Genomic DNA, 25,987 nt, shown 5'->3' with positions numbered 1-25,987 from the left:
ATTTACTTCTTTAAGGCTATTTTACTCACTAAATTGTGTAAAGGTGAATCTTTACACAACCTTTACACTGGTTTGCGTTCCTTTGCATTGAGTTAGATATAGTTATCACATTGGTCGGAAACGACAGTAGAGCACAACCCAACAAAAGGTAATGATTATGACTATTTCAAAAAAGCTTTCTAAATTCGTACTTGTTTGTGGTTTAGCAGCAGCCAGTGTAGGTGCTACTTCAGCAATGGCGAAAGGTGACTTTAACCGTGGTATGAACCCACAGGCTCGTTTTTTACTTTCTGAGCGCGGCATTGATAAGTTACAACTTAGCGAAGATCAGCAAACGCAACTAAAAGCGATTTTTGCTGAGCAAAAATCGCAATTTGCAGCACTTCGCGGTGATAAAGATGCAATGAAAGCCTCTCGTGCAGCACACAAAGAGAAAATGGATGCGTTATTAGCAACGAAAGCATTTGACGAAAATGCCGCATTGGAGCTGATTAAAGCTCGCCAAGAAAAAGGCCAGCAGTTTGCAATGCTGAAAATGAAATCTGACCATGCAATTTGGCAAGTTTTGAATGCAGAGCAGCGCGAAAGTTATCAAAAAATCAAACAGCACCTTCGTAAAAAAGGTCACAAAAAGGGCCATTATGGCCTGAATAAAGGCGAGCGTTCAGAAGGTTAAAAGTAAATGTATATGAAAATGCGGCAAATGCCGCATTTTTTGTATTACACTGCAATCAGACTTTATTCTTTAAAGAATGCATCATCATTTTTAGCCAGCATCGCTTCGATGTCTTCAATCATATCTTGGCTTAGCTCATTGGCATTGTTGATAGGACTAGAAATTTTATTATTTTCAAACGACCACTCGCCTAAATCAATTAGCTGGCAGCGTTTTGAACAAAATGGGCGATGCGGACTCTGCTCCGACCATTCGACTTTTGATTTACATGTTGGGCAGTTTACAACTGTTGGCATGGAATAACTCTTAAATAAGCACTTTAGTCAGATCTTACTGAACAGTTAGCTGATAATCCAGTAACGAATTTGTTTTAAAAACTCGTTACTCGGTTTATTTCTTTCAATGAGGTAACTCCATCGGCAGCTTTTTTAAGACCAGATAAACGCAGATTATTAAAGCCTGAACGAAGCGCTACTTCAGCAATTTCTAGCGAATTACCACCACGCATAATGATTTGCGCGATTTCAGGGGTAATTTGCATTACCTCGTAAACACCAACTCGACCCTTATAGCCATCTGTACAACTATCACAACCATTTGGTGCAAATAATTGGACTTCACTGAGCTTATCTTTATCAAAACCTTGGCGAATCAGCTCTTCTTCAGGAAGTGTTTCTGGCGTTTTACACTTAGGGCAAAGACGTCTCGCTAGACGCTGAGCAATAATAAGGCTGATTGAGCTTGCTACGTTGTAAGCTGGTACACCCATGTTCAAAAGACGGGTGAGGGTTTCAGGTGCTGAGTTTGTATGCAGGGTAGATAATACCAAGTGACCTGTTTGTGCCGCTTTAATAGCAATTTCAGCTGTTTCAAGGTCACGGATCTCACCAACCATTACCACATCAGGATCTTGTCGTAAAAAGGCCTTTAATGCATTGGCAAAGGTCATATCTGCTTTCGGATTGATCTGTACTTGGTTAATCCCTTCAAGGTTTATCTCAACAGGATCTTCGGCTGTACTGATGTTACGTTCTGGCTGGTTGAGAATATTCAAACCTGTATACAATGATACTGTTTTACCAGAGCCCGTTGGACCCGTTACTAAGATCATGCCTTGTGGTTGATCAAGTGCATCCATATACAGCTTTTTCTGCTCTGGTTCATAACCAAGAACATCGATACCCAGCATAGCACTTGATGAGTCGAGAATACGCATAACGATTTTCTCACCCCAAAGGGTCGGTAATGTACTGACACGGAAATCGATACTTTTTCGTTCAGTAATTTTAAGCTTAATACGGCCGTCTTGAGGTTTACGTTTTTCTGCGATATCAAGTCGTGACATTACCTTGATCCGCGCCGATAAACGGCTGGCTAAGCTATTGGGGGGGCTTGCCATTTCATGCAAAATACCATCGATACGGAAACGCACACGGTAGCGGTGTTCATAAGGTTCAAAATGCAGATCCGAGGCACCCTTTTTAATCGCATCCATCAAAATTTTATTGATGTAAACAATAATAGGTGCATCGTCTTTATCTTCATCTTTAGGTGCTAAGTTTTGTGGGCTCTCTGATTCTAAATCCCCAAGTTCTTTGAATTCGCTTTCACTTAGATGCAAGCTTCCTGCAGCATCAAGTAATTGCTCAATTTTGTTTTCAAGTTGAAGATAATCAACAACGACCACTTCGCATGAAAGACCGGTACTAAATTCAAAGTTTTCAAATGCACCGTAGTCGGTCGGATCTGAGGCGGCAATATAGAGCTTACGGCCTTTTTTTACTAACGGCAGAATATGGTGTTCACGAATGAGTTTGTCTTTAATAAGCTCTTCAGAAATATACGCTACATCAAAATCTCTAATATCAAAATAAGGCACACGAAATAGGTCTGTACATTGCTCCGCAAGTTCATGCCCATCCATTCCACATGTTTTAGAAATAAGCTCGGCAGTAGAGCTGTATTCGCGCTGCTTTGATTTTACGGTCTCTGCATCAATACGACCGAGTGTAATAAATTTTCTAAGTAGCGGTGAGTTTATATTCATTGAACACCTAGTTTGATCCTTTATTTGCCACAATCTAACAGAAAAAGTAAGGCTATTACATCAGTCTTGTCTGATTTAGGAAAAATTGCAAAATAATTTCACCATAAACTCAGTCATTTAGAATGCTTGTTGGTACTTTTGTATTGGTTTTGGGTAGGCTTTGTTTAATGAAAATCTATAAACAAAATCAATAGCCTAGTTCGAGTGTGGCAGGTACTTTTTATGTAGCTTTAGCACATCAATTTTTACCTCTTCAAGAGGGCGGTTGTTATCTAATATATCCGTTGCTTTTTTTTGCTTGTCAGCTCTCGACATTTGTGAGGCTATGATTTGCTTAGCTAATTCAGTAGATACATTATCACGAGCTGTAGTTCTTGTTATTTGCACTTCAACCGGAACATCAATTAGTAAGGTGTGATCGCAGTATTTTTCTAGGCCATTTTCAAAAAGTAAGGGAGCAACTAAGATGACATACTGGCTGGTGGCTTGCTTTAATTGCGTGATCATTGACTCCCTAATAAGTGGGTGTAATAAGCTGTTTAGCCATTGCTTTTCTGATTCATTTGCAAAGATAATCTTTCTTAGTTTTGCACGATCAAGCGTGCCTTCGCTAGTAAGTATTTCATTACCAAAATGTTCAGTAATTTTTTTGAGGCCAATAGAGCCTTGCTCGACGACTTCTCTGGCTACGATATCGGCATCAACAACTTGAATACCAAGCTCTTCAAACATGGCGCTTACTGCACTTTTGCCAGAACCAATACCACCGGTTAACCCTAAAACCCAGTTTGCCATAATTAGTAACCTAAATAGTTAAAGTAATAGCTTTGAATTTGCTGACCCCAAAGCAAAGTTACCCAACCTGCTATGGCAAGGTAGGGTCCAAAAGGGATTGGCGTGGTTTTGTCCTTACCTTGAATAAAGATTTGCGCAATGCCGATGATAGCACCGACGACACTTGATAATAGCACTATGGTTAATATATCTTGCCAACCTAGTAGCGCACCGAACACGGCTAATAGTTTAAAGTCACCATAACCCATGCCTTCTTTACCAGTGGCAAGCTTAAATAACCAGTAGACACTCCATAAGCTTAAATAACCAACAGCGGCACCTATTATGGCATCGGTTGGGGCAATGGTAATATCAATAGTAGCGGCAATCAGCGCTAGCCAAACCAATGGGAGGGTTAGCTGGTCAGGCAGCAACATGTGATCTATATCGATAAAGGTTAAAGCGACTAAAACCCAAGTAATCACTATATAAAGAAGAGCAAGCTTCGTTGGGCCAAAAACAGCAGCAACAATTAAACTTAAAACTGCTGTAAGCATTTCAACAATAGGGTAACGAACAGATATAACGGTTTTACAATTTGCACAGCGACCCTTTAATAATAACCAACTTAGCACAGGGATATTTTGCCAAGCTTTGATCGGTGCTTTGCATTTAGGGCAGGTCGAATTTGGCTTTACCAGATTAAATGGCGCTTGTTCTGTCTGTTGTTTTGAATTGAGCTCACCGGCCAATAAGACACGGCATTCAGTTTGCCATTCTCTTTTCATCATCAGTGGTAAACGATAAATCACCACATTTAAAAAGCTACCAATACATAGGCTGACTAAGCCGACGGTCAAAAAATAAAACCACTGCTGAGTTTGCATCGCAGTGGTTATATCAAGAAAAAAGTTTTCCATTAAAATACCTAACTTCTGGCCATTTACAGGCCGATTTTACTTCGCTGTGTTGAACTATTCTTATTATTCATTTTATCTTGCAAGCTATCAATCAGCGGTTAGAGTTTTGCTTACAGCTATATTTTAAATCACTGATCCTAATTGGAAGATAGGTAAGTACATAGCAACAATTAAACCACCGACAAGAACACCTAAAACCGCCATAATAAGTGGCTCAAGTAAGCTCGATAAACCATCAACGGCATCATCCACTTCCTGCTCATAAATGGTGGCCACTTTGGCAAGCATACCATCGAGTGAACCTGACTCTTCACCTATGGCAACCATTTGTACGACCATATCGGGGAATATTTTTGAGTTTCGCATTGCCCAGTTCATTTGATTACCTGAGCTTACTTCGGCTTTAATTTCTAAAATTGCATAGCGGTAAACTGCATTACCTGAGGCCCCAGCAGCTGAGTCGAGTGCATCAACCAGCGGCACACCGGCAGCAAACGTGGTTGATAAAGTACGAGCATACCTAGCAACCGCCGCTTTATTCAAGATCATACCTATAACGGGCAGTTTTAATATCGCTCTGTCATTGGCATCCCTGAGTTTTTTACTTTTAAGTAGCGCTTCTTTATAGATAAAGCCAATAGCGATAATAGCAATGAGTATTATCCACCAATATTCCTGCATAAATTCAGAGATACCAATCACCATGAGAGTAAATGCAGGTAGTTCAGCACCAAAACCACTAAAAATATCTTGGAATTGCGGCACTACAAATATTAGCAAGATAGATGTAACTATTAGAGCAACCACTAACACCGCGATTGGGTAGAACATGGCTTTTTTAATTTTTGACTTTAAAGCCTCAGCTTTTTCTTTATAAAGGGCGACGCGATCATATATTTTATCAAGGGCACCGGACTGCTCACCTGATGCTACAAGGTCACAGTATAAATCATCAAAATAACGAGGATATTTACGAAGACTCTGCGAAAGAGGAATACCTGCTTTAACATCATCGCCAATACCTTCCATAAGCTTAGCGACACTTTTATTCTTTGCGCCAGAACCTATCATCTCAATTGACTGTATTAGTGGTACGCCCGCCATGAGCATAGTGGCTATTTGTCTAGTTATCAGTGCAATATCTTTTGCTGTGATTTTTTGTACGCGAGCACCAAACAAAGGTTTTGCTTTGCGTTTTACTTTCGACGGAATAATACCTTGCTTGCGTAGCTGTGCTTTAACCAAAGCAATACTTTGTCCTGAAAGCTCACCTTCTAACTTTTTGCCACGCGCACTCACTCCAACCCATTCGAAAGTATCTAAGTCATTATTTTTGGTTTTTGTCATGATGAAGATAATGCAAGGGTAATAGCGCCCTCGAATGAAGGCGCTTTAAATTTTATCGGCAACTAGATGGTAAGTATGTAGTAGACATTGTACCTGCAGAACAAGTCCAGCTAATCGAACCTGTAGGAACTGTCCCTGAGGCTAAAGCAGCCCCTCCTGCAGTTGGAGTAAGTAAAACTGTGCCACCTCCCGCTGAAGCAGTATAAGTAATAGTGATAACACCAGTAGCTTGTGTAACTGCAACACTTGCCACATTTTTGGTTGCTGTCGGAGCTACCCAGCTTTGGTCTAGGGCATTACCATTCATAGCGTTTTCTGTAACAGTAGTTTTAGCACCTGATGCTAAAGATAAGCCCTCTGTTACTTTTGCTCTAATCGCATAATCTTGATAAGCAGGCAGTGCTACCGCTGCCAAAATACCGATGATTGCAACAACAATCATTAATTCAATTAGGGTGAAGCCCTGTTGCTTTTGTTGTGTCATTTTGTTCCTCTCCTAAAGGATATGTTTATTGTAAGTTTAGCTGTAACTTCAGCGTTGTAAAACCAAGGCTCAATTTACAGGATAAATCTTACAGTTTTACTTAAAGTCAGTTTGAGTAAAGCTTGATGATTAACAAAGTTTTACTAGAACATCCTATGTTCAGAGTTCATAAAATTTACTTTAGCATTATTAAGCGTTTTTGGAAGCCATTTTCCTGTTCAATAAGCAGTTTTTCAGAACTTTCCTACCTTTGTTTGATGTAAAATAAGCTTAGATCTAGTTCTTTGTACTATTTATAAACACCGCATCTCTTTAGGAACTTATTGAATTGATTGCAATCTTGTGTAGGTTCAGGACGTGGGTATACAAAATAATTAAAAACGCTGAATGAATGTTGGTTTTTTGTTACTAGCTCAGGCTTTTTACGTATTTAATGCTTTTTTTAATTTCTTGTCAATGAATTAGGTAAAGCATTAAATACGTAAAGGAGAGTTTTAGCCGTTAAATCGCATTGAAAGGTCGATTGATTGTAAATTTTTTGTAAGTGCACCACTTGAAATAAAGTCTACACCTGCCTGTGAATAGGCTTTTAAGGTTTCAAGTGTCATATTGCCAGATACCTCAAGCTTTGCGCGCTTATCTGTAAGCACGACTGCTTGTTGAATTTGCTCTACGGTAAAGTTATCAAGCATGATGATGTCAGCCCCTGCGTTAATCGCTTGTTCAAGCTCATCAAGTGATTCCACTTCCACTTCAACTGGCTTTGTGGGGTGGTTGATTTTAGCCTGTGCGACTGCTTTATCAATTCCACCACAGGCAGCAATGTGGTTTTCCTTAATTAGGAAGGCATCAAACAAGCCGATGCGATGATTCGCGCCGCCACCACACTTTACAGCATATTTTTGTAGGGCACGTAAGCCTGGAATGGTTTTGCGCGTATCGAGTAGTTGCGTGGTCGTGCCTTCAAGTTCTTTTACATAATGAGCGGTTGTTGTTGCTGTACCACAGAGGGTTTGTACAAAGTTAAGGGCAGTTCGCTCTGCAGTTAAAATAGCCCGAGCTGAGCCAGATGCAGTGAAGAGCGTAGAATTTGCTGTGACTCTGTCGCCGTCATTTACTAGTACCTCAACTTTTACTGAAGGGTCGACTTGGTTAAATACTTCTAAAATAATGTCTTTACCACAAAATACACAGTCTTCACGGGTAATTACCTTGGCATTGGCTAGCTCGTTTTCTGGAATTAGTTGCGCGGTAATATCACCGTCATTTGCGCTTTGGTAATCTAAATCTTCATCAAGGGCAAGTTTTACCAGTTGGCTAATTAAAGTGTGAGGGACTGACATGTCAAAAGCTCATTGTTTATTAATAAATTGGCGAAATTTTACTATGTTTAACTTCTTAATAGAAGACAAAGATTGCCCACATTTATGTAACCTTAGCCTCACTTTAAGCGAGTAAATTAAAGCAACTAGACCCTGAGTTTTTAACCCTTTACACTATTTAACTTTATTGTCATCGTTAGTTTTTAATATGCATATAAATGAATTAGGGCAATTAAACAATGTGTTACAAAGGCCTTGTACACATTTTGATGAGCGCCCTGAAAACGAAGTATCATTACTTGTTATTCATAATATCTCATTGCCAGCGGGGCAGTTTGCAACGCCCTATGTTGATGATTTATTTATGGGGGCAATTGATTGTACGGCACATGAAACCTTTGTTGATTTAAAAGGGTTAAGAGTGTCTGCGCATTGCTTTATTCGTCGCACGGGTGAAATTATTCAGTACGTGCCTTTTGAGAAGCGAGCTTGGCATGCGGGTATCTCAATGTTTGAAGGTAGAGAGCAGTGTAATGACTTTAGTGTGGGCATTGAGCTTGAAGGCACAGATACGCAAGCGTATACCCAAGCACAATATAATGCATTACACTTAGTGACTAAGGCGTTAATGGATAAGTATCCTGCAATAAACCGTTCACGCATTGTTGGCCATTGTGATATTGCTCCCGGCAGAAAAACTGATCCGGGTAGTAGTTTTGATTGGCAGTACTATTTTGATTTAGTGTTTTAGTTGAAAGGATATAGTTAAAAGCATGATCTTAATTTCAATAATTATTGCTTTGGTGATTGAGCGTTTAGGAGCTCGAGCTGATTACTGGCAAATCGGTTTTTATGCCAATACCTATTTAAAGCATTCGCAAAAGCAACTGTCAGAAAAGGGGTTGTTTAATTCGCCAATTGGTTTTTTGATATGGTTAATGTTACCTGTACTTGCCGCGGGGTTAGTTTATCAACTCTCTGATTTTATTATCTGGCAGTTGGCTGTGAATGTTGCTGTGCTGCTGGTTTGTTTTGGCTGTGCTAAGCAACGTGCTTTGTATAAGTCTTACTTAAATGCTTTAACACGAAACGATCAAGAAGCGGCTACCTTATATGCATTACAAATGGGCCAAAAGAAAACAGAAGATGAGCCGCTTGGTGAGACCTTTGGCCAAACTTTAGCTTGGTTAAATTTTCGCTTTTATTGTGCCGTTATTTTTTGGTTTGTGGTTTTAGGTGTACCTGGTGCGGTTCTTTATGCGCTGGTTCGTACTTTTGCTGACAAAGTAAGAGATGATCACCATGTTCCCTACGCTAAGCGTTTTAAACTAATCCATAGTTTATTATTCTGGCTTGACTGGTTACCAGCACGGGTTGCGAGCTTTGGTTATTTAGTGATTGGTAACTTTAATAAAGGTACTAGTTGTTGGCTGAAGTATGTGCTCGACTTTTCAGTGAGTAACCGAAAAGTTGTTACGCAAACCGCTCTTGCCGCTGAGCAAATCGAGCAACAACATTTTGGCTGTACTTATGAAGCCACTTGCATGATGAAGCTTGTAAAAAGAAATGTCTTGTTCTTTTTAGTGATCATTGCAGCGTTAACCCTGTTTGGTGGCTTGGCGTAGGCGCGATTTTATATCGCGTTTTGATTTATAGGTGTGTACGAGTTTTGTCGCGGGGTAAACCCGCTGCTACAAAGCTACTCAATTCAACTAACATCTAAAACCTGACCTCTAAAAGCTCAGTTGCCCAATCTGGTCTGACCATTTATTTTTTATTGTTTTTTCCTTTAGAAAAAGCCACTTTAATCCATACTGTTTAATCTTTAGACGAATTGCGTTAGGGTGTAACCGGGCGCTGAGTGTAGTGAAATTGACAGAAATTCGGGTTTTTGATAACGTATGCGATAAATTTGGTATGACCAATTTACCTTTTTGGTCAAAGCACAAGGCTAAGTACCCGATATTTATGGGGTTAGCGCATAATAATGCGGACGTTAATAAATGTCTTTAAAGATTAAAGCAGCAAAGTTATCTGATGTAATTTTACAACAACTTGAGAATATGATTCTTGAGGGGTCGTTAGCGCCAGGCGAAAAGCTGCCTCCTGAACGTGAATTAGCGAAACAATTTGAAGTATCGCGACCATCATTACGAGAGGCAATTCAAAAACTTGAAGCCAAGGGATTAGTAACGCGTCGCCAAGGCGGTGGAACGTTTGTAAAAAATCAGCTTGAAGAGGGGCTCACTGATCCGCTTTTTGATTTGATTAGTAAGCATCCAGAGTCACAATTTGATTTACTAGAATTTCGTCATGCCCTTGAAGGAATTGCTGCATACTATGCGGCTATGCGCGGTACGACAAATGACTTTAAAAAAGTAAAACAAAGCTTTGACAATATTGCGCTCGTTAATGACGACCTTGTGCAAAAAGCAAAAGCAATTAACGCATTTCATTTTAGTGTGGCAGAAGCATCTCATAACGTTGTGTTACTACATTTAGTACGTGGCATGCAGGCATTGCTTGAGCAAAATGTATTACAGAATTTAACTGTACTGTTAAAAAAACCACAGATCAGCCAACAGCTCGCAGAACATAGACGACTGTTGATGGATGCGGTTATTGAAGGAAACCCAGAGCAAGCTCGTCTTGCTAGTAATGCTCACTTAGCCTTTATCGAAGAAGCCTTACTTGAGGCTGGCAAAGAGCATTCGCGAATTGAACGTAGTTTAAGACGCACCAAACAACATTAAGCAAGTGATTAGCTAAGTTTAGTTAACAACTTAATTTTAAGATTTATTAAAATAATTAGTATTTTAAACATAAGGAAACCTCCATATGTCTGAAGTCAATAAAATTGACGTAGACGCGCTAGAAACACAAGAGTGGTTACAAGCCCTTGAGTCTGTTGTGCGTGAAGAAGGTGTTGAACGTGCTCAATTCTTACTTGAGCAAGTGTTAGAGCAAGCCCGTTTAGACGGTGTTGATATGCCTACTGGCACAACCACTAACTACGTTAATACCATTCCGGTAGATCAAGAACCTGCTTACCCAGGTGACGTAAACATTGAACGTCGTATTCGTTCAATTATCCGTTGGAATGCGATCATGATCGTATTACGTGCGTCGAAAAAAGATCTAGACTTAGGCGGCCATATGGCTTCTTACCAGTCTTCAGCTGCATTCTATGAAGTATGTTTTAACCACTTCTTTAAAGCACCAAACGATGTAGATGGCGGTGACTTAGTTTATTACCAAGGCCACATCTCTCCTGGTATTTATGCTCGTGCATTCGTTGAAGGTCGTTTAACAGCTGAGCAGCTTGATAACTTCCGTCAAGAAGTTGATGGTAACGGTCTTCCTTCATACCCACACCCTAAATTAATGCCTGAGTTTTGGCAGTTCCCTACAGTATCGATGGGTCTTGGTCCAATTGCATCAATCTACCAAGCTCGTTTCTTAAAATATTTAGATGGTCGTGGCTTAAAAGATACTAAAAACCAACGTGTATACGCTTTCTTAGGCGATGGTGAGATGGATGAGCCAGAATCACGCGGTGCAATCTCATTCGCAGCTCGTGAGAAATTAGATAATCTATGTTACCTAATCAACTGTAACTTACAGCGTTTAGATGGCCCAGTAATGGGTAACGGTAAGATCATTCAAGAGCTTGAAGGCCTATTCAAAGGTGCTGGCTGGAACGTAATTAAAGTTGTATGGGGCAGCGGTTGGGATATCTTACTAGCTAAAGATACAACAGGTAAATTGCTTCAGTTAATGAACGAAACCATTGACGGTGATTACCAAACATATAAAGCAAAAGATGGTGCGTACGTACGTGAGCACTTCTTTGGTCGTTACCCTGAAACAGCAGCGCTTGTTGCTGATATGACTGATGAAGAGATCTTCGCGCTTAAGCGTGGCGGCCATGAGCCATCAAAACTTTACGCTGCATTCAAAAAAGCGGAAGAAACCAAAGATCGTCCAACAGTAATCCTAGCGAAAACTGTAAAAGGTTACGGCATGGGTGACGCTGCTGAAGGTAAAAACATCGCACACCAAGTTAAGAAAATGGATATGACCCATGTTGAACACTTACGTTCACGTTTAGGTCTACAAGACTTAGTTTCAGACGAAGAAATTAAAGACTTACCATACTTAACTCTTGAAGAAGGCTCTGAAGAGTATAAGTACCTTCATGCACGCCGTGAAGCGCTACAAGGTTACACGCCTAAGCGTATTCCAAAGTTTTCTGAAAGCCTAACATTGCCAGAAGTTGACGCGTTCAAGCCGCTACTTGAAGAGCAAAAACGTGACATCTCTACAACTATGGGCTTTGTACGTGCACTTAACGTGTTACTAAAAGATAAAGGCATTGGTAAAAACATCGTTCCTATTATCGCCGATGAAGCACGTACCTTTGGTATGGAAGGTTTATTCCGTCAAATTGGTATTTATAACCCGCATGGCCAAAACTACACACCTCAAGACCGTGATATCGTTTCTTACTATAAAGAAGCTACATCAGGTCAAGTACTACAAGAAGGTATCAACGAGTTAGGTGCAATGTCATCATGGGTTGCTGCTGCAACATCATACAGCACTAACGATTTACCAATGATCCCATTCTACATCTACTACTCAATGTTTGGTTTCCAACGTGTAGGTGATATGGCGTGGATGGCTGGTGACCAACAAGCTCGTGGTTTCTTACTAGGTGCTACTGCAGGTCGTACAACGCTAAACGGTGAAGGTTTACAGCACGAAGATGGTCACAGTCACATTCTTGCTAACACGGTTCCTAACTGTATTTCTTATGACCCGACATTCGCATACGAAGTAGCGGTAATCATGCAAGACGGTATCCGTCGCATGTACGGTGAAGACCAAGAAAACGTGTTCTATTACCTAACGCTAATGAACGAAAACTACCATCAACCAGCAATGCCTGAAGGCGCTGAAGAAGGTATTCGTAAAGGTATCTACAAACTTGAAACTGTGGCTGGCGAGAAAGCGAAAGTACAGTTACTAGGTTCAGGTACTATCATGATGGAAGTGCGTAAAGCGGCACAAATCCTAAGCGAAGAGTATGGCATTGGTTCTGATGTATTCTCTGTAACGTCATTCAACGAGTTAACACGTGACGGTCAAGATGTTGAACGTTTCAACATGCTTAACCCTGAAGCTGAGCAAAAGACTGCTTACATCACAAATGCATTAACAGATGCAGTGACTGTAGCTGCAACAGACTACATGAAGAACTACGCAGAACAAGTTCGTTCATTTGTACCAAGCAGCAACTATAAAGTGCTGGGTACTGATGGTTACGGTCGTTCTGATAGCCGTGAAAACTTGCGTCGTCACTTCGAAGTGAATGCTGGTTATGTTGTGGTTGCAACACTATCTGAGCTTGCTAAACGTGGTGAAGTTGAGAAGTCAGTGGTTGTTGAAGCAATCAAGAAATTTGACATCGACACAAACAAAGTTAACCCGCTATACGCATAAGAGGTTCCAATGAGTATTGAAATTAATGTACCAGATATCGGTGGCGATGAAGTTGAAGTAACCGAAATCCTTGTTAGCGTTGGCGATAAGGTTGAGGTTGACCAATCGTTACTAACGGTTGAAGGCGACAAAGCATCAATGGAAGTACCTGCTGCACAAGCAGGTACGGTTAAAGAAATTAAAGTAGCTGAAGGTGATACAGTAACCACAGGTTCACTTATCATGATCTTCGAAGGTGAAGAGCAAGCTTCTGCACCTTCTGAAACAAAAGAAGCAGCTAAAGCAGAACCTGCTCAGCAATCTTCAGGTTCAGCTACACAAGAAGTCACTGTACCTGATATCGGCGATGATGAAGTTGAAGTAACTGAAATCATGGTTGCGGTAGGTGACACGGTTGAAGAAGAGCAATCTTTATTAAGTGTTGAAGGCGATAAAGCGTCAATGGAAGTACCAGCGCCAATCGCAGGGACTGTAAAAGAGATCAAAATCGCGACTGGCGATAAAGTAAAAACGGGCTCTTTAATCTTTGTGTTTGAAACTGCATCAAGTGGCTCAGAAGCACCAGCTGCAGAATCAGCTCCAGCTGAAGCGGCTCCAGCTGAATCAAGCACTAAAGAAGTAAATGTGCCTGATATTGGTGGTGATGAAGTAGAAGTAACCGAAGTGATGGTTGCTGTTGGCGATAAGGTTGAAGAAGATCAATCAATCTTAAACGTTGAAGGCGATAAAGCATCAATGGAAGTACCAGCACCATTTGCCGGTACTGTTAAAGAAATCAAAGTAGCAGCTGGGAATAAAGTATCAACTGGCTCACTTATCTTTGTATTTGAAGTAGCGGGTAGTGCACCAGCTGCAGCGGCACCAGCTCCTGCAAAAGCTGAAGCAGCTCCTGCACCTGCAGCAAAAGCGCCTGCGGCTGAAAAGCCTGCATCAGCACCTGCAAGCAACGAAGGTTTTGCAGATAACAAAGCCTATGCACATGCATCGCCAGTTGTACGTCGTTTAGCGCGTGAGTTTGGTATTAACTTAGCAAACGTAAAAGGCACGGGTCGTAAGAATCGTGTTGTGAAAGAAGACGTACAAAACTACGTGAAAGACCTTGTGAAGAAAGTTGAGTCAGGTCAGCTTTCTGCAGGTAAAGGTAATGCCGGTGGCGGTGAGTTAGGTCTTATTCCTTGGCCGAAAGTAGACTTTGCTAAGTTTGGTGAGATCGAAGAGAAGAAACTTTCTCGTATTCAGAAGCTATCTGGTGCTAACTTACACCGTAACTGGGTACAAATCCCACATGTTACACAGTTTGATGAAGCGGATATCACAAGCCTAGAAGCATTCCGTAAAGAGCAAAATGCCCTTGCAGAGAAGAAAAAGCTAGGTGTTAAAATCACGCCGCTTGTGTTCGTAATGAAAGCTGCTGCGAAAGCACTTGCTGAATTCCCAACGTTTAACTCTTCTCTATCTGAAGACGGCGAAAGCTTAATCTTGAAGAAGTACATCAACATTGGTGTTGCAGTTGATACGCCAAATGGCTTAGTTGTTCCTGTTTTCAAAGATGTTGATAAGAAAGGCATCATTGAGCTTTCTCGCGAATTGATGGATATTTCTAAGAAAGCACGTGAAGGCAAATTAACTTCATCTGATATGCAAGGCGGTTGTTTCACAATCTCAAGCCTCGGTGGTATCGGTGGTACAGCGTTCACACCAATTGTGAATGCGCCAGAAGTTGCTATCTTAGGTGTATCTAAATCAGAAATGAAGCCTAAGTGGAATGGCAAAGAGTTTGAGCCTAAATTAATGGTTCCATTATCAATGTCATACGACCATAGGGTTATTGACGGTGCACTAGCGGCACGCTTTACTGTGACACTAGCAAGCTATATGAGCGATATCCGTCAATTGGTGATGTAATCGTTTCATAATTTATAAAGAATCAAATCCCAGCAAGTTGTTTTTTGCTGGGATTTTTACCATTGGCAATGATACAATCTTTGCCATAGAACAATCTTGGTATAGATATCTGCTCTCCCTTTCTGCCTTGCAGAAACATGGCAGTTAAACTTAAGGGCAGTGTCCCGTTCAAACATTTAAGGTAATAGCATGAGCAACGAATTAAAAACTCAAGTTGTTGTACTAGGCGGTGGTCCTGGTGGTTATTCTGCGGCTTTCCGTGCTGCTGACTTGGGCTTAGAAGTTACATTAGTAGAATCTCGCAACACGTTAGGCGGTGTATGTCTAAATGTGGGTTGTATTCCTTCAAAAGCACTTTTACACGTAGCTAAAGTGATTGATGACGCAGCTGAAATGTCATCTCACGGCGTTACTTTTGGTAAGCCTGAAATCGACCTAGACAAAATCCGTGATTGGAAAGAGTCTGTAATCGGTCAATTAACTGGCGGCCTAGACGGCATGGCTAAAATGCGTAAAGTGAAAGTAGTTAGCGGCTACGGTAAATTCACTGGTAGCAACACCCTTGCTGTTGAAGGTGAAGACGGTACAACAACGATCACTTTTGATAATGCTATTATTGCTGCAGGCTCTCAACCTGTTAACTTACCTTTCATCCCTGAAGATGACCGTGTAATTGATTCAACGGGTGCTTTAGAGCTTAAAGACGTTCCTGAGAAACTACTTGTTTTAGGTGGTGGTATCATCGGTCTTGAGATGGGTACTGTATACCGTGCGCTAGGTTCTGAAATCGACGTAGTTGAGTTTGCTGATCAATTAGTACCAGCAGCTGATAAAGACGTTATTAAGATTTACCAAAAATACGTTAAGAACAAGTTCAACGTAATGCTTTCTACTAAAGTTGTTGGTGTTGAAGCGAAAGAAGACGGTCTATACGTTTCATTCGAAGGTAAAAACGCACCGGCTGACGCAGTACGTTACGATAAAGTACTTGTTGCTGTGGGTCGTACACCTAACGGTAAATTACTTGACGCAGACAAAGCGGGCGTTAACGTTGATGAGCGTGGTTTCATCAATGTTGATAAACAGCTTAAAACAAACGTTGATCACATCTTCGCTATCGGTGATATCGTTGGTCAACCAATGCTTGCGCACAAAGCGGTTCATGAAGCTCACGTTGCTGCAGAAGTTATCTCTGGCCAGAAACATTTCTTCGATCCTAAGTGCATTCCTTCAATCGCATACACAGATCCTGAAATTGCATGGGTTGGTGTAACTGAGAAAGAAGCTAAAGAGCAAGGTTTAAGCATCGAAACTGCAGTATTCCCTTGGGCAGCTTCTGGTCGTGCGATTGCTTCTGCACGTACTGAAGGTCAAACTAAGCTAATCTTCGATAAAGACTCAGGTCGTGTTATCGGTGGTGCTATGGTTGGTATCAACGCAGGTGAAATGTTAGGCGAAATCGGCCTAGCAGTTGAAATGGGCGCAGACGGTGAAGACCTAGCGTTAACTATTCACGCTCACCCAACGTTAAACGAATCAATCGGTCTAGCTGCTGAAATCTTCGAAGGTTCAATCACTGACCTTCCAAATAAAAAAGCAGTTAAAAAGAAGTAAGTTCTTTTGACGAATAGCTTAAAAACCCAGCTTCTGCTGGGTTTTTTGTTTTAGTTTAGAGCTATAACAAACCACTCAGATTAATATCTATTCCCCTTATTTTTAGCTACAATACGCGCCGTTCAATTTTCTGGTAAATACAGTGGCTACTATCTCAAATAACTCCGTGTTAGTACTTCGTGCTTTACAAATGGCTGAGTCTCGTCGTGAATTTAAAGCGCGAGGAGCTAAATTAACGCGTTGTGAGCGCTGTTTATTAGCTGAGCATTATTGTATCTGCGAAGGGGTAGAGCAGGCTGAGTGTGAATCGGCGGTCTGCTTACTTATGTATCACAATGAGAGTTTTAAGCCATCAAATACTGGGCGTTTAATTGCTGAGATCGTTCCAGATAACCACGCTTTTAAATGGGATAGAACGAACCCAGATGATGCTTTGTTAAGCTTATTGGCAGATCCACAGTATCAGCCCATGGTTATTTTTCCTGCTAGTGATGTTGAAGATGAAACCCGTGTGATCACTGAAGTAGTGCCTGAGGACGGTAAACGTCCATTGTTTATCTTTTTAGACGGTACATGGCGCGAAGCAAAGAAAATGATCCGTAAAAGCCCTTATCTAGATAACTTACCTGTGCTTTCTATTACGCCTGAAAAGCTCTCAGATTATCGATTGCGTGTTGCCCCACATGAGCATCAATTAGGCACCGCTGAGGTTGCTATTATGGTGCTTGAGCTAGCTGGTGAAATGGATGCTACGAAAAAGCTAGAGGAACATTTTTTTAAGTTCAGAGATGCATACTTGCTTGGTAAGAGAAATAAAGGGCGTCCAGAGTAGTTCCTTTTGGATAAAAGAAAAGCGCGAACTATCTCTAGTCGCGCTTGCGGAATCTTCTTAATTTTTTGCATCCTGCAATTGAATCTAATCAACTCCCTAAACTTTGCCACTCCATGCGATTACACTTTACTTATTGGTTCTGTGTAATATAAGGCAATCCCGCCTTGTTTCCTTGTAAGTCCATTACATCCTTGCTGGTAATTACTTTACCCTTCCCTTACGTGTCATCCAGACACTATCCCTTTATTTGCAAATCCGTTGCGATGCCCTAACGGCCTGTCCTTTGTTCCACTTTTTTAACTTCCTGTATAACAACATCCTGCTGTTATTCCATTCCACATCATCCTGATGCTGTCCGTAGGTTGTCACTCCTTTGCGTTACTCTTCCTGAGCCTGTCCTTAATTCCTTATTCTCCAAATGAACCTTATTCCGCGGTTTTATGAGTAATGCTTCCTTATCCATCTACTCATTAAGCTTCTTGCTTAGTTGATGTAAGTAATTATAGAGAAATGGTCAAAGCTGAGTAGGTCAAAATCCTACTTAATCTATTGGTTATTTTATTGTCATTTAATATATATTATTAAATTTCAATTGGTTATGTGTTTTTGGGCAGTGTTTTCTGGTGCTTTTTACTCAATTGCTGCCATATAGGTGAGACATCTCTTACATGTAAATTCCTAAATGGCAGCTAGGTTGATTGAAATATGAGTTTAAACGGGTGCACTTTGCGCTAACTCTAGGTAAAATATTTTGATAATTGTTATTATTTAGGTGCTATAAAATGAAGAAAACAGCCTTAGTATTAGTTAGCGCATTATTGAGCGTGCCGGCATTTGCTGCAGACGTAGTAAATATTTACTCGTTTCGCCAGCCATTCTTAATTCAGCCTATTTTGGATGATTTCACTAAGCAAACTGGCATTAAAACTAATGTGGTATTTGCGAAAAAAGGTCTGATTGAGCGTGTAAAGCGTGAAGGCAAGCACAGTAAAGCTGATTTAGTATTAACCTCAAATTTTAGTGCACTTATTCAATTAGAAGATTTAGGTTTAACACAATCAATTAATAGTGATGTGGTAAATGCGAATGTGCCAAGCACCTTTCGCGATGCAGATGGTCAGTGGATAGCGCTTACTAAACGTGTACGTAATGTATACTCTGCAAAAGAGCGTATTGGTGCTCTTTCTGAGTTAACATATGAAGATTTAGCCGATCCAAAGTACAAAGGCAAAATTTGCACGCGCTCAGGCAAACACCCATACAATTTAGGTTTAGTTGCTTCGATGGTTGCTCACCATGGCGAAGTAAAAACTAAGCAATGGTTAGAAGGTGTTAAAGCTAATTTAGCGCGTAAGCCGCAAGGTAATGACAGAGCGCAAGTAAAAGCTGTAAAAGAAGGCTTATGTGATTTGGCGTTAGGCAACAGCTACTATTTCGGTAAAATGCTGCAAGATGAGCAGCAAAAGTCTTGGGCAGAAGCTGTTTATATTAACTTCCCTAATCAAACTAACCGTGGTTCTCATATTAACGTATCGGGCGTTGTTATGACCCGTTACGCTAAAAACCCTGAAAATGCCTTGAAACTGATTGAGTATATGACCGACAATAAGGCGCAAAATATGTATGCTTCAGTTAATATGGAATACCCAGTAAAGCAAGGGGTTGCATTATCTGAGATGGTTGCATCATGGGGGGAATTTAAAGAAGACAGTCTTCCTCTTGATGAGATCAGCAAATATCGCCCTGTGGCACTGAAGCTAATTGACGAAGTAAAATTTGATTTATAACGAGAACACACCTCGTTTTATAAAAGCTGTTTTTTAACAGCTTTTATTTTATCTGGTATTAATCCACTTATGCATGTGAAGTTTTCGCTGTCGCGTTGGCAGCTTATAGCCTGGCTTATTGGCCTGTTGCTTGTTACGCCATTAGGCTTTTTGTTATTTGAATCTCTGCAAGGGGATTCAGACGTATTTCAGCACCTATTTGACACGGTGCTTTGGGATTATACCCGTAATACGCTATTACTCATTGTCGGAGTGGGACTATTAAGCTGCGTTATTGCTTTACCGTTAGCTTGGTTAACTGCCTATTGTGATTTTCCGGGACGTAAGCAGTTTGAGTGGGCTTTAATGCTGCCATTAGCAATGCCAACGTACCTCATAGCTTATGTGTATACTGACTTACTTGATTATGCTGGGCCAATTCAAATAGCGCTAAGAGAGTGGTTTGGTTGGCAATCACCAGATGATTATTGGTTTTTTGATATTCGTACGTTAACCGGGGCCATTATTATGATTGCTCTGGTACTCTATCCATACTTATTCCTTATTTTTAAAACAGCGCTTAGAGAGCAGTCTTTTAAATTAGTACAAGCTAGTCAGTTGATGGGGTTATCGCCATTTAAAAGTTTCTTAAGAGTTAGTTTGCCCCTTGGTCGAGGGGCTATTGTGGCAGGAATAACATTAATCAGCATGGAAGCAATGGCTGACTTTGCCACCGTTAATTATTTTGCGGTGAGTACATTAACGACTGCTGTTTACGATACTTGGCTTGGCTATTACTCATTGACGGCTGCAGCGAAAATCTCTGGCATTATGCTACTCATTTTATTTTTAACCATCATGGTGGAGCGCTTTAGCCGACGTAATCAAGCTGTATATGAACGTCAGTCAAGTATCAACAGCGCAACATTATATCGCTTAAAAGGCTGGGCTGCATGGGCTGCAAGCTTAGCTTGCATGTTAGTTCTGTTACTTGCTTTTATACTGCCTGTAGGGGTGTTAATTAAGTACGCCATTGCGTATTCCGATGAAGCATGGAATGGGGCATTTTTTAATTACGCTTGGCAGAGTTTTAAAGTCGCTGTTGTGGTGAGTATTGCAACCATCCTATTGAGCTTGTTGGTATTGTTTTATCAGCGAATTGCTAAACAAGCTTACTCTTTACTTCCTGGACGTTTAGCTAGTACAGGTTATGCCTTGCCAGGTACAGTGTTGGCCATTGCCGTATTACTCCCATTAACTCAGCTAGATGATGCATTAAATAACTGGCTTGAGCCTTTTGGTTTATCGCCTGGGTTACTGTTGAGTGGCACTTTATTTGCCATGATCTTTGCTTATGTTGTGCGTTTTTATGCGATTGCGCATGGTGCGCTTGAAAGTAGCTTTCTGCGTATTAGTCCATCGCTAGATATGGCTAGTCAATCAATGGGCAAAGGACCATTACAAACCTTATGGCGGGTACATTTACCGTTGTTAAAACGAGGGATTCTTACTGCTGGTTTGTTAGTATTTATTGAGTGCATGAAAGAGTTGCCAGCAGCTTTATTACTTAGGCCTTTTAATTTTGAAACGCTTGCGACCCATGTTTTTCAGTATGTTAGTGATGAGCAGTTAGAGCTTGCGTCTATTTCAGCTTTGTTTATCGTGTTAGTTGGGTTAATACCTTTGTATTTCGTTAATCGTTCGATGGAGCAAAATCACTCATGAGTCATTTGATAATTCAAGACCTAGCTTATCAGTATAATGGCACTAAGGTATTGAGTGAACTCAATCTTAATGTTGAGCAAGATGAAATTGTTTGTTTGCTTGGCGCAAGTGGCTGTGGCAAAACCACCACCTTAAAGGCAATCGCGGGGATTTTACAGCCCGAGCAAGGCTATATGAGCATAGATTCAAATGTGGTCAATGATAGCGGACTATTTGTTGCACCTGAAAAACGTAATATCGGCATGATGTTTCAAGACTATGCGTTATTCCCTCATCTAACGGTTAGTGACAACATTGCGTTTGGCCTCAGTAATATGAGCAAAGCACAAAAGCGTGAGCGCGTGGACGAAATGCTCAGCCTTGTTAAATTAGATGGTTGTGCTGGACGTTACCCTCATCAACTTTCAGGTGGTCAGCAGCAACGAGTCGCGATTGCTCGTGCTCTTGCTTATAAGCCAAGCTTATTATTACTTGATGAGCCATTTTCGAATATTGACACACAAGTACGCTTTGAGCTTATTGCAGATATACGTCGCATTATTAAAGATCAGCAGGTATCTGCGGTATTTGTTACCCACTCGAAGGAAGAAGCTTTCGCGTTTGCCGACACGCTTGCGGTTATGCATGGTGGAAAAATCGCCCAACAGGGCTCCGCGGAGCAGTTATTTAGCCAACCTAACTCAAAGGTGGTTGCAGAGTTTCTTGGTACGGGCATATACTTAACGGCGAAAGTATTAACGCCAACTGAATACGAAACGGCGTTTGGCGTGGTTCACTCATTGACGGCGAACAATGTAGATTGTCAGCAAGGTCAAGTGTACATAAGACCGCACTATATTCAGTTGTGCGAAGCTGCTCACAGTGACGCAAACAGTTTAACAATCTTGCAAAGACGCTTTATCGGTACGCGTTATGTGTATCGTATCAATATTGCAGGGCAAGAGTGTGAAGTTGCCGCAGAGCAAGATCGCGTGTTAGCTGTTGAGCAGCCTGTAAAAATAAAAATAATGCCGCACACAGTCAATTTTTTTCATGATTAATCAATCTTGAATCCTTGGCTAGGTGCAAATAACGAGAAGCTAAGGATTCACTATGGCGCAAGCGCAATCTGGGATTTGTGCTGAAGCAAACTTACATGGTTTGCACCTGTTTTTTAATGTTTACGATGGCCATGATGAGTCATTACGTAAAAAACTAAAACGCGTCAGCGTTATTCAAGATGAGTTTGCAGATCAGTTCTCTGAAGCCATGCTGTCGTGCGTGGTTGCCCTTGGTGCTCAGTATTGGCCGCATATCCTGCCCGAATTTATTCCAAGTCAATTACAAAGCTTTCCTAATGTGACTCATAGTGAGCATGTGATCAGTGCACAGCCTTTTGACTTGTTTGTACAAATTCGCTCAGACCGCGAAGATGTAAACCATCTATTTGCTCTGCAAATTCTAAAGTTATTAACACCGGATGTAGAGCTGGTGGAGCAGGTACGTAATTTTCGGTTTTTAGATGGGCGTGATTTTAATGGCTTTATTTATGCTGGTGATACCCCTCATGGTCGTCAAAAGCGTAGCACGGCTCTTATCAACAAACCGGGGCACTTTGAAGACCAAGGCAGCTATATTCATGTGCAGCGTTTTGTGCATGACTTGAGTGTCTGGCAGCATTTGTCGTTGTTCGAGCAAGAACAAATCATGGGGCGTACGCGTCTTGATAATACCTTGATTGTGCCTGCTGTAGAAACTAGTCATGCGGTTCGCAGTGAACTAAAAGATGAGCACGGTCAGCCACTATTACTTAATCAAAGCATGCCATTTGGTGATGTGCATAAACAGGGGATTTTGATGGTTTCGTGTGCGGCGCAAGGGGATGCGTTTGAGCAGGTATTAAAGAGCCGGTTGGGGCAGGGCGATTGCTATGATCATTGGCTCGATTTTACTCAAGCCGATATGGGATCTGCGTTTTTCGCCCCGTCAGTAAACTTTTTAAAGCAGCTTTAAACTGTATCGAATAAAGTGCGCACGCGATCAAGCGTGACATCGATTTCTGAAATCTTCGCAGGGGCGATAAAAATAGTGTCGTCGCCTGCAATAGTGCCTAGTACACCATCCGCCTTACCTAGAGAATCAAGTAATCGAGCAATTAATTGAGCTGCGCCTGGGCTAGTACGAATAATGATCATCATTTCGTTATGCATAATATCGATAACAAGCTGACGCAGCGGGCTTTTCGCTGTTGGTACACCCATTTCAGCCGGTAAACAATAAACCATTTCTTGCTTTGCATTACGGGTACGTACAGCACCGAACTTGCTTAACATGCGAGAGACTTTACTTTGGCTAATATTATCAAAGCCTTGCTCTTTCAATGCTTCGACAATCTCACCTTGTGAGCCGAAGTTTTCTTCTTTTAATAGCGCTTTAAACGCTTTGATTAGTGCTTCTTGTTTGTCTTGTGGTTGCATGTTGCCGTTTCTTTATTCATAAAATGTGGAGTAATTCTACACAACTCTGCATATTTATGCAGTATTAGTTTACAAAGTCGTCCAAAATGCTGTGTCTTTACAGCTAAGTTTACAACTATGGTCGAAATTATACGCGAAATAAGCAGGATAAATTTGTTTTTAGTCGCTAATTTCATTATCTTTAGGGCCACAAATATTTCCTACCTCAAATTACGGAGAATTCCAATGAAAGTTGCTGTTTTAGGCGCAGCTGGCGGTATCGGCCAAGCATTGTCTTTATTATTAAAAACAAGTTTACCTGCAGGTTCTGAATTATCGTTATATGATGTTGCCCCTGTTGTTCCTGGTGTAGCGGTTGATCTTTCTCACATCCCAACAGACGTTAAAGTTGAAGGCTTTGGTGCTAACAACTTAGACGCAGCATTAGCTGGTTGTGATATCGTTCTTATCCCAGCGGGTATGCCACGTAAGCCTGGCATGGACCGTGCGGACCTTTTCAACGTAAACGCAGGTATCATCAAAACATTAGCTGAAGGCATCGTTAAAAACTGTCCTAAAGCGTTAGTAGGTATTATCACTAACCCAGTAAACGGCACTGTGCCAATCGTTGCTGAAGTATTCAAAAAAGCGGGTACTTACGATGCTAACCGTGTATTCGGTATCACAACGCTTGACGTGATCCGTTCAGAAGCTTTTGTAGCTGAACTTAAAGGTTTAAGCGCAACTGAAGTTAAAGTTCCAGTGATCGGTGGTCACTCAGGTACTACAATCCTTCCTCTTCTTTCTCAAGTTGAAGGTGTTACTTTCACTGATGAAGAAGTTGCAGCATTAACACCACGTATCCAAAACGCAGGTACTGAAGTTGTTAACGCTAAAGCCGGTGGCGGTTCAGCAACTCTTTCAATGGGTGCAGCAGCAGCGCGCTTCTGTATGTCTTTAGTGAAAGGCCTACAAGGTGAAGAAGTTGTTGATTATGCATACGTTGCAGTTGAAAACGGTGACGCAGCATACTTCGCACACCCAGTACGTCTAGGTAAAAACGGCGTTGAAGAAATCCTTTCTTACGGTGAGTTAAGTGCATTCGAAGAGCAAGCTAAAAACGACATGCTAGCTACACTTAATAAAGACATCCAAGAAGGTGTTGATTTCATCAACGGTTAATTCCGCCGGATGATAGGCGCTTTGCTTATTCGTTAACTTAGTAAAAGCGCTGAAAACAAAAAAGCCTGCAAATGCAGGCTTTTTTAATGGCTCGAATAAATAGAGTTTAATGATCGCGGGCAACGGCGATGCGGGCCAAACTCTCTAATGCTTGTTTGTAAGGTGTGTCTGGTAAGAAAGCAATACAAGCAATCGCTTTGTTAGCTTCTTGTTCTGCTTTTTGCATCGCAAACTCAAGCGCTTTAGTGTCAGCTAGTGCTGCTAGAATGCTCTCTAAGTGATCCATACCATTACCAAGCTCAATAGCTTCTCGTACCAGCTTAACTTGCTCGGGAGTGCCTTTTTGCATTGCGTAGATAAGCGGTAGGGTAGGTTTACCTTCAGCTAAATCATCGCCAATGTTTTTACCAAGTTGCTCGGCATCGGCGTTGTAATCAAGGACATCATCTACTAGTTGGAATGCAGTCCCAAGATGCATTCCGTATAAGTTTAATGCTTCAAGGGTTTGTTCATCTTGCTCAGTAATAATTGCGGCAAGGCCTGTTGCAGCTTCGAACAATTTGGCTGTTTTGCTGTAAATAACCTGCATGTAGCTTTGTTCTGTGGTGTCAGGGTCGTTACAGTTCATTAGCTGTAATACTTCACCTTCAGCGATGACATTCGTTGCATCAGCCAAAATTTGCATAATTGGCATTTTTCCAAGGCCAACCATTAGCTGAAACGAACGTGTATAGATAAAATCACCCACCAATACGCTTGCTGCATTACCGAACTCAGCATTTGCTGTAGGTGTGCCGCGGCGCAAATGTGACTCGTCGACAACGTCGTCATGCAATAAAGTAGCGGTATGAATAAATTCGATGATAGTGGCAAGCGTAATGTGGTCTTTACCCTCATAACCGAGTGCTTTTGCCGCTAAAATGGCCAACATAGGACGAACGCGTTTACCGCCGCTGTTTACTATGTATAAACCGAGTTGGTTAACCAAAGCGACATCTGAACGCATTTGGGCATGTATAAGTTGATTGACGTCATCCATTTCATTTTCGATTAACGTCTGGATAGCTTTTATATCCATTGATCTCCGAGCCAATATTTATGGGTATACGGGGCTGATTGTACAACAAAAAAAGCACTTGCTCGATATTTTGTGATGATTCATTAAAAAAACACTGTAAAGTTTTTTATTTGAGATCAATTTTGCCGAGATAAATTTATAACCTTGATTAATAAGTGATCAGCTTTTTGAATTTTCAAGGTGCGTATTATTAGCGTAATTTAATTGTCATGAGATCGTAAAAACCGCTTGGCATGTGGTGTTTTTAAGATAGAATAGAGAAAAATATTGAATTGCTCTCAATGCAGCTATTTTTTATTCATTTTATCGAAAAAGAGGCTTGCTAGTTTTTGCACATTAGCGTAAACTTCGCGCCCTATTGAAGAATATTTTAGT

At 41.1% G+C, this 25,987-nt stretch carries 22 protein-coding genes; 13 read left to right on the top strand and 9 right to left on the bottom strand.

The window, feature by feature from the left end:
- Window positions 1-157: 157 nt before the first annotated feature.
- Window positions 158-676, top strand: a complete 519-nt coding sequence (locus tag J3455_RS15860; protein WP_167658220.1) for a Spy/CpxP family protein refolding chaperone — start codon at window positions 158-160, stop codon at window positions 674-676.
- Window positions 677-738: 62 nt separating this feature from the next.
- On the opposite strand, the gene yacG is transcribed toward J3455_RS15860, so the two are convergent.
- From yacG to nadC, 7 genes are all read right to left on the bottom strand, one after another.
- The gene (yacG, locus tag J3455_RS15855; protein ID WP_130049707.1) at window positions 739-972 is read right to left on the bottom strand and encodes a DNA gyrase inhibitor YacG; all 234 of its coding nucleotides are present in this window, start codon (window positions 970-972) and stop codon (window positions 739-741) included.
- Between the two features lie 74 nt (window positions 973-1,046).
- The gene (gene pilB / locus J3455_RS15850) at window positions 1,047-2,723 is read right to left on the bottom strand and encodes a type IV-A pilus assembly ATPase PilB (RefSeq protein ID WP_130049706.1); all 1,677 of its coding nucleotides are present in this window, start codon (window positions 2,721-2,723) and stop codon (window positions 1,047-1,049) included.
- A 195-nt stretch (window positions 2,724-2,918) separates the two neighbouring features.
- The gene (gene coaE, locus J3455_RS15845; protein ID WP_297330597.1) at window positions 2,919-3,518 is read right to left on the bottom strand and encodes a dephospho-CoA kinase; all 600 of its coding nucleotides are present in this window, start codon (window positions 3,516-3,518) and stop codon (window positions 2,919-2,921) included.
- A gap of 2 nt (window positions 3,519-3,520) precedes the next feature.
- Window positions 3,521-4,417, bottom strand: coding sequence for a prepilin peptidase (locus tag J3455_RS15840; RefSeq protein WP_130049704.1), 897 nt, complete (start codon window positions 4,415-4,417; stop codon window positions 3,521-3,523).
- A gap of 123 nt (window positions 4,418-4,540) precedes the next feature.
- A complete protein-coding gene (locus tag J3455_RS15835; RefSeq protein WP_130049703.1) occupies window positions 4,541-5,764 on the bottom strand; it encodes a type II secretion system F family protein in 1,224 nt (407 codons plus the stop codon).
- A 52-nt stretch (window positions 5,765-5,816) separates the two neighbouring features.
- Window positions 5,817-6,248 carry a pilin gene (locus J3455_RS15830; protein ID WP_130049702.1) on the bottom strand — a complete coding sequence of 144 codons (432 nt, stop codon included), beginning with the start codon at window positions 6,246-6,248 and terminating at the stop codon, window positions 5,817-5,819.
- Window positions 6,249-6,742: 494 nt separating this feature from the next.
- On the bottom strand, window positions 6,743-7,591 hold the full coding sequence (gene nadC, locus J3455_RS15825) for a carboxylating nicotinate-nucleotide diphosphorylase (RefSeq protein ID WP_167658216.1): 849 nt from the start codon (window positions 7,589-7,591) through the stop codon (window positions 6,743-6,745).
- Window positions 7,592-7,778: 187 nt separating this feature from the next.
- Here nadC and ampD point away from each other — a divergent pair, with 187 nt between their 5' ends.
- From ampD to J3455_RS15770, 11 genes are all read left to right on the top strand, one after another.
- A complete protein-coding gene (gene ampD, locus J3455_RS15820) occupies window positions 7,779-8,321 on the top strand; it encodes a 1,6-anhydro-N-acetylmuramyl-L-alanine amidase AmpD (RefSeq protein WP_130049700.1) in 543 nt (180 codons plus the stop codon).
- Between the two features lie 22 nt (window positions 8,322-8,343).
- Window positions 8,344-9,195, top strand: a complete 852-nt coding sequence (ampE, locus tag J3455_RS15815) for a beta-lactamase regulator AmpE (protein ID WP_178926591.1) — start codon at window positions 8,344-8,346, stop codon at window positions 9,193-9,195.
- A 378-nt stretch (window positions 9,196-9,573) separates the two neighbouring features.
- A complete protein-coding gene (pdhR, locus tag J3455_RS15810; RefSeq protein ID WP_130049698.1) occupies window positions 9,574-10,323 on the top strand; it encodes a pyruvate dehydrogenase complex transcriptional repressor PdhR in 750 nt (249 codons plus the stop codon).
- Between the two features lie 85 nt (window positions 10,324-10,408).
- The gene (aceE, locus tag J3455_RS15805) at window positions 10,409-13,075 is read left to right on the top strand and encodes a pyruvate dehydrogenase (acetyl-transferring), homodimeric type (protein ID WP_349562028.1); all 2,667 of its coding nucleotides are present in this window, start codon (window positions 10,409-10,411) and stop codon (window positions 13,073-13,075) included.
- A gap of 9 nt (window positions 13,076-13,084) precedes the next feature.
- A complete protein-coding gene (gene aceF, locus J3455_RS15800; RefSeq protein ID WP_349562027.1) occupies window positions 13,085-14,980 on the top strand; it encodes a pyruvate dehydrogenase complex dihydrolipoyllysine-residue acetyltransferase in 1,896 nt (631 codons plus the stop codon).
- Between the two features lie 189 nt (window positions 14,981-15,169).
- Entirely contained in the window at window positions 15,170-16,594 is a 1,425-nt protein-coding gene (gene lpdA / locus J3455_RS15795; RefSeq protein WP_054562783.1) for a dihydrolipoyl dehydrogenase, read from the top strand.
- A gap of 190 nt (window positions 16,595-16,784) precedes the next feature.
- On the top strand, window positions 16,785-17,426 hold the full coding sequence (locus tag J3455_RS15790) for a tRNA-uridine aminocarboxypropyltransferase (RefSeq protein ID WP_130052202.1): 642 nt from the start codon (window positions 16,785-16,787) through the stop codon (window positions 17,424-17,426).
- A 782-nt stretch (window positions 17,427-18,208) separates the two neighbouring features.
- Window positions 18,209-19,213, top strand: coding sequence for a Fe(3+) ABC transporter substrate-binding protein (locus J3455_RS15785; RefSeq protein WP_130049695.1), 1,005 nt, complete (start codon window positions 18,209-18,211; stop codon window positions 19,211-19,213).
- A 69-nt stretch (window positions 19,214-19,282) separates the two neighbouring features.
- The gene (locus tag J3455_RS15780; RefSeq protein WP_167658211.1) at window positions 19,283-20,917 is read left to right on the top strand and encodes an ABC transporter permease; all 1,635 of its coding nucleotides are present in this window, start codon (window positions 19,283-19,285) and stop codon (window positions 20,915-20,917) included.
- Window positions 20,914-21,957, top strand: coding sequence for an ABC transporter ATP-binding protein (locus J3455_RS15775; RefSeq protein WP_130049693.1), 1,044 nt, complete (start codon window positions 20,914-20,916; stop codon window positions 21,955-21,957). Before J3455_RS15780 ends, J3455_RS15775 begins: the two co-directional genes overlap by 4 nt.
- Window positions 21,958-22,009: 52 nt before the next feature.
- Window positions 22,010-22,909: a Dyp-type peroxidase gene (locus tag J3455_RS15770; RefSeq protein WP_130049692.1), complete on the top strand. Its 900-nt coding sequence runs from the start codon at window positions 22,010-22,012 to the stop codon at window positions 22,907-22,909.
- On the opposite strand, the gene argR is transcribed toward J3455_RS15770, so the two are convergent.
- Window positions 22,906-23,373 carry a transcriptional regulator ArgR gene (gene argR / locus J3455_RS15765; protein ID WP_054551012.1) on the bottom strand — a complete coding sequence of 156 codons (468 nt, stop codon included), beginning with the start codon at window positions 23,371-23,373 and terminating at the stop codon, window positions 22,906-22,908. The genes J3455_RS15770 and argR overlap by 4 nt on opposite strands.
- Before the next feature lie 225 nt (window positions 23,374-23,598).
- Between argR and mdh the strand changes: the two genes are divergently transcribed.
- Complete coding sequence (mdh, locus tag J3455_RS15760; RefSeq protein ID WP_349562026.1) at window positions 23,599-24,534, top strand: malate dehydrogenase; 936 nt, start codon at window positions 23,599-23,601, stop codon at window positions 24,532-24,534.
- A gap of 106 nt (window positions 24,535-24,640) precedes the next feature.
- Here mdh and ispB read toward each other — a convergent pair whose 3' ends face one another.
- A complete protein-coding gene (ispB, locus tag J3455_RS15755) occupies window positions 24,641-25,612 on the bottom strand; it encodes an octaprenyl diphosphate synthase (RefSeq protein WP_167658210.1) in 972 nt (323 codons plus the stop codon).
- Window positions 25,613-25,987 lie beyond the last annotated feature (375 nt).

The sequence above is a fragment of the Pseudoalteromonas sp. NFXS39 genome (assembly GCF_040148775.1).
Taxonomy (GTDB): Bacteria; Pseudomonadota; Gammaproteobacteria; order Enterobacterales; family Alteromonadaceae; genus Pseudoalteromonas; species Pseudoalteromonas apostichopi.
This window is presented reverse-complemented; position numbering and strand designations above follow the sequence as displayed.